The organism is Bacillus sp. P4_D3, from assembly GCF_056401855.1.
The window spans coordinates 1-2,878 of record NZ_JBFUIN010000392.1 but is presented as its reverse complement, the minus strand read 5'-3'; the positions used below and the strand labels follow the sequence as shown (position 1 = coordinate 2,878).

At 33.7% G+C, this 2,878-nt stretch carries 3 protein-coding genes and 1 pseudogene; all 4 read left to right on the top strand.

Annotated elements, in window-relative coordinates; genetic code table 11:
• Positions 1-168 (top strand): annotated as a pseudogene (locus AC1DTM_RS21630) (SMI1/KNR4 family protein); the annotation flags it as partial.
• 116 nt (positions 169-284) lie between these two features.
• A complete protein-coding gene (locus AC1DTM_RS21625; RefSeq protein ID WP_033714727.1) occupies positions 285-890 on the top strand; it encodes an immunity protein Imm33 domain-containing protein in 606 nt (201 codons plus the stop codon).
• Between the two features lie 216 nt (positions 891-1,106).
• Positions 1,107-2,039, top strand: a complete 933-nt coding sequence (locus tag AC1DTM_RS21620; RefSeq protein ID WP_477000842.1) for an AAA family ATPase — start codon at positions 1,107-1,109, stop codon at positions 2,037-2,039.
• A partial coding sequence (locus AC1DTM_RS21615) for a DUF58 domain-containing protein (protein WP_477000841.1) occupies positions 2,036-2,878 on the top strand: 843 nt, incomplete at its 3' end. The genes AC1DTM_RS21620 and AC1DTM_RS21615, both read left to right, overlap by 4 nt.

Sequence of the window (2,878 nt, the reverse complement as noted above, 5' to 3'; positions counted from 1 at the left end):
GAATATGCGTATTGTTTAGATGTTAGTCATATGGAAAATAATGAGTGTCCAATAATAGCCTGGAATAGACAAGGGAGACTTGATGACTACAATACCGCAAAGAACTTTTATGAATTTTTATCACAAAGGTTAATAGATGCAAAAGAATCATGGGAAGAAGAGTTTTAATATTAGGAATTTTATTCGTGTTAATAGCGAAAGTCATCCTGCTGCTAGGTTTATTTAAGGCGAGTTGAGGAATAGAGATTGAGTGAGGAAATTCAATAGAAGTGGGGAACGTTTATTTGAAAACAATGATTAAAAATATAGGTAATAAAAATATAAAAGCTAAAGTAGAAGAACCTTTAAGTTTTCAAGTAGAAACCTTATTTAATTTGTTATCTAAAGTAGAAGATAAATTAGCAGATGGATTTTCAATACAAGTTGGATGGTCTGTTTTTAGTTTATATAAGTATGAAGATTATTATCAAATTATCACCCGGGATTATACTAAAAACCCTTTTAAGGATACGTCAGAGGATTTAACGATTGCTTTATGGGTACAACTAGAGCAATCGCATTGCTTACGTCGATTAAATATAGAGGGAGAATTGATAAAATTTAACGATAAGATTGTGATAGCGAAAAATGTGTTGCAACAAGAAGAGTTCTATTTACAAAGATCTAGCGGGTGTGGTGAAGGTGATTCGGGTTGGTATATAGGACCTATCAATGAAGAAGAATCAGGTGAATTGGAAACCATATACGCCTACGAATTATTAAAAATGAAACCTGCAATTATTCAAGTACTAGCCTTACCGTATAATTATTTAGTAGTTTTTGAGAAAGACAAAATTAAAGCAATCTTAAATGAAAATGATGTTGAAATTTGGAGTGAAATAGAAAGATAATGTATTTATATAAGATGTCAAACAGCTAAAACGAAAATTTCCGGAGTCAAGCACTTCATTGTCAACGTATGACAATAGGTGCTTTTTTACGTGCAGTGAAGAAAAAATATAAGTTTTCTTTTTACTCTATTTCATCTTTGAATCACATGTTATAATTTGGAATATATATATATATTTTATGAATTTTCAGATAATTTAAAGGTGGTAGATTACTATATGAGTACATTAAAGAAAATCACTAACAATATTTCAAAGGTCATTATAGGAAAAGATGAATCGATTGAACYGGCAGCTATAGCTCTTATAGCAAGAGGACATATTTTATTAGAAGATGTACCTGGGACTGGAAAAACAACATTAGCAAAAAGCTTAGCGAAAAGTGTGGACGCTAAGTTTCAAAGAATTCAATTCACAGCTGATACTTTGCCTGGAGATGTTATTGGTCTCGAATATTTTGATGTGAAGGAATCGGAATTTAAAACGAGGTTAGGGCCTATTTTTGCAAATATAGTATTAGTTGATGAAATTAATCGAGCTGTACCGAGAACACAATCTTCGTTACTTGAAGTTATGGAAGAACGTACTGTTACGATTGCGAAGCAGACACATTCATTACCAGAACCTTTTTTAGTTATTGCAACGCAAAACCCTCTCGAGTCAGCGGGTACATTTCCTTTACCAGACGCTCAATTAGACCGATTTTTACTTACTATACGCCAAGGTTACCCTACGAGAGAAGCAGAAAAGGAAATGATGAGACGATTTCAAACGAATGATCCTCTAGAAGCATTACATTCTATAATTTCAACTGAAGAAATTATTGCGGTGCAAAAACGTGCAAGGGAAGTGTTAGTAGGGAATGATGTGCAAGATTATCTTCTTGAAATCATTGAGGCAACTCGTAAGCATGAACTGATTGAAATCGGTGTAAGCCCGCGAGGTACATTGGCATTTATGAGAGCGATTCAAGCACGGGCAATATTAAATGAAAGAGATTACTGTACGCCAGATGATATTAAGACGCTTGCTGCAGCCGTTTGTTCTCACCGGTTAACGTTAACGATTGAAGGGGAGATGAAAACGACGAAGGAACAAATCATTAAAGAAATTCTTCATACGATTAGTGTGCCAGTGGAGAATGTACGATGAAACAACAGCTCGTGTATACACCGTTAGCGGAACCCTTCGTAATAGGAGTTGTATCAGTTGTAGCCGTTATTTTATGTATATTCTCAAGTAATCTGCTCATTTTATCTCTCGTATTTTTATATTTAATTTTAATAGGAGCTACGCATGGATACATACGTAAAGTATCTCATGTTCAATGGGAATACAATCAAGGTAATTCGAACGTTTTTATAGGTGAAACGAATACGTGCAAAATAAAAATTTCAAACAATTCGATATTTCCTATTTTCAATATCGTATTTCGATTTAAATGTGAAAATAAGTTAGCTTGGGAGCATGATGAACTAAACAAAAATTATAGTACAGGTTCAAATTATTATTTGAGATTTAATATAAAAGGAGGAGAGACAGTTTCATTTGATTTACAAGCTGTAGCACTAAAAAGAGGTATTGCGAAATGGGAAGAAGTCGAATTTGTTATTACGGATCCTTTTGGATTCATAACGAACCACTTAACATATAGTCACGTTGATACACCGTCCTATTTAGTTTTACCAGCTGTTCCGAAAATACAAGTACCTGAATTACAAGAATGGTCACGTGGATTTCGAAAAGCAATGTCTTCTCCGCTATATGATGAAACGAAAGTAATGGGAGTGAAATCTTATGAAAATGAAGATTTTCGTTCTATCCATTGGGGTGCAACAGCAAAAACAGGGACGATAACTGCGAAAAAATATGAACGGACACAATCTGATAAATATGYGATTTATCTTAATTTACAAAATAAAAGTGGCGTTTCTTTACGAAATGATATTGAAGAGCTTATTGAATTAACCGCAGGCATATGCAAACAATTG